The following is a 2,393-nucleotide window of genomic DNA, read 5'->3' as shown; positions in this document are numbered from 1 at the left end:
CACCACCTGCGCGTTGAGCTCCAGCTGCTTGAAGGTCAGCCCGGCCTTCTCCAGCGGCCCGCCGGTCAGCCAGCCGGCATCGACGCTCTCGTCAAGCTGTGGCGTCCAGCGTCCGGCAGTGCCGACGCAGCCGCCATCGGCATCGGGCGCGGCGCTGTAGACGGCATTGAAATTGAACGGCAAGCGCGATGCCAGCAGCTTGCCGTTCTTGCGAAAACTGTAGGCCAGGCGGTAGATGAAGCGCACCTCGCCGCAGCTCCTGTCGCCTTGCAGCAGCATGAAATCGCGACGGTCGAGCCGGTTGACGACGCCGACCAGCCGGAAGCGCGCGGCATCGGTCTTCAGCCAGCGCATGTCCATGATGCGGCCGACATTGCCGTCTGTCACCTCGTAGAGCGGCCGCCCGCCGGCCTTCATCTCGGCGCGGAGCGCCGCAACATCGGAGGCAACGATGTCAACGATGGCGTGATAGGCGGGGGCCTCGTCGTAAAGCGTCTTTAGACCGTCCTCGCCGTCAACCCCCAAAACATCGGCGAAGCCGAAACCCCCGGCATCGAGCGCGGCGAGCACCGCCGGATTGTCGACGACGGTTACAGGGCCGACGGCGCGCGCCGTCGACGCCATGAAGACAGCGATGAGGGTGGCAAGCAGCGGAGCCAGGGCGCGGTTCATAGAACAGCCGTGCGCGCGTCGAAGAGTTCACGCAACACCGGCAGCAGCGCCAGCGGCAGATCCTCGGCGATCAGGCCGGGTCCGAACCGGCTGCCGGTTTCGGCGTGTAGCCACACCGCCGCGCAGGTGCCCTCGAAGGGCGGCATGCCTTGTGCGAGCAGACCGGCGATGATGCCCGACAGCACGTCGCCTGACCCGGCCGTGGCCAGCCACGGAGCGCCGTTGGAGTTGATGGCTGCCTTGCCAACAGGCGCGGCTATCACCGTGTCGGCGCCCTTGTAGACGATCGTTGCGTTGGCCCGCGCGGCAGCCGCTCGCGCCTTGTCCAATTTCGACATGGTTTTGTCCCCGGCGATATCTGGGAACAAGCGGCCGAATTCACCCTCATGCGGCGTGATCACCAACACTGGAGCGTTTGGCTGACGAGCGGCTTCGAACAGCGCCTGCGGCTGATGGGCCAGAGAGGTAATGGCATCGGCATCAAGCACGATCGCTCCTCCATGGTTTGCAGTTTGCGATGCGCGTGCACCCTCCGCCAAGGTCTTGATCAGTTGCAGGGCGAAATCGCCGACCTTGGGCTTTGGCCCGAGCCCCGGTCCAAACACCAGCGCCTCGGGATGGCGCGCCGTCAGAAATTCCTGCACCTCCTCGAATGACCCCGCCTCTCGCAGCATGATCGAGGTGAGGTGTGTCGCGTTCACCTGCATGGCATTGCCAGGCGACAGCACGGTGACCGCCCCTGCCCCGCTTCTGGCGGCGGCCATCGCCGACAGCCGCGCCGCGCCGGTAGCACTGGGACCGCCGGAAAAGACGCCGACATGGCCGCGCTTGTATTTATGCGCGTCCACCGCCGGCACCGGAAATTCCCGCAACCACAGATCCGGCACATTTTCGAAGGTCGAGACGGCGAGCTGGGCGATGATGCCGTCGCCGATGCCAATATCGGCGAGCACGATCTCACCGCATTGCCCGCGCCCCGGCAGCAGCAAGTGGCCGGGCTTTTTCCGCGCGAAGGTGACGGTGACCTCGGCACGAAACGCCCTGCTCAATATTTCGCCGCTGGCTCCCGAGACGCCCGACGGCAGGTCGATCGCGACCACAGGCAGGCGCAGGGCTGTCACTGTATCGACAGCTTTCGCGGCATCGCCGGACAGCGGCTTGGACAGCCCTGCCCCATAGAGCGCGTCGATCACGATCGAGCCGAACTCGGCGTCGAAATCAGACAGCGGCCGGGACTTGACCAGGGATTCCGCGGCGGCGAGCGCCGCATCGCTTTCCGGCCTCGGCGCTCCGGATGACCAGATCGTTGTGCCGACGCCGCTGCCGGCCAGGAGGCGTGCGACGACATAGCCATCGCCGCCATTGTTGCCGGGACCGCACAGCACATGGACATGCGGCGCTGCGGGATAACGCTTGAGAATCTCGGCCGCGACCGCTTCGCCCGCGCGCCGCATCAGGCTGATTCCATCGGCCGGACCGGCCGCGATCGTCAGCCGATCAGCCTCGCTCATTTCGGCCGGGGAAAGAAGTTCGTTGCTCATGGATTGCCGATCCGCATGCTATCAAGCATTGTCCAATTTCGATCCTAAGCAAACAAGGGGGAGTTGCCGAGATCTGCAGCCATAACGTCGGCACGAAGGCATTGCGGGCAGAAAATTGCCTGCGGGATAGGCGATATGCCTGATTTTTGTGCGGACGCAGGTGCTGGCGCTGTGTAGGCT

General features: G+C 65.2%; 1 protein-coding gene and 1 pseudogene. Both read right to left on the bottom strand.

The genetic code is table 11. The features are described from left to right. Positions 1-672 (bottom strand): annotated as a pseudogene (locus EN984_RS31355) (hypothetical protein); the annotation flags it as partial. Then, on the bottom strand, positions 669-2,213 hold the full coding sequence (locus EN984_RS31350; protein ID WP_127272668.1) for an NAD(P)H-hydrate dehydratase: 1,545 nt from the start codon (positions 2,211-2,213) through the stop codon (positions 669-671). The pseudogene EN984_RS31355 and the gene EN984_RS31350, both read right to left, overlap by 4 nt. Positions 2,214-2,393 lie beyond the last annotated feature (180 nt).

The sequence above is a fragment of the Mesorhizobium sp. M7A.F.Ca.CA.004.12.1.1 genome, assembly GCF_003997835.1.
Classification (GTDB): Bacteria; Pseudomonadota; Alphaproteobacteria; order Rhizobiales; family Rhizobiaceae; genus Mesorhizobium.
This window is presented reverse-complemented; position numbering and strand designations above follow the sequence as displayed.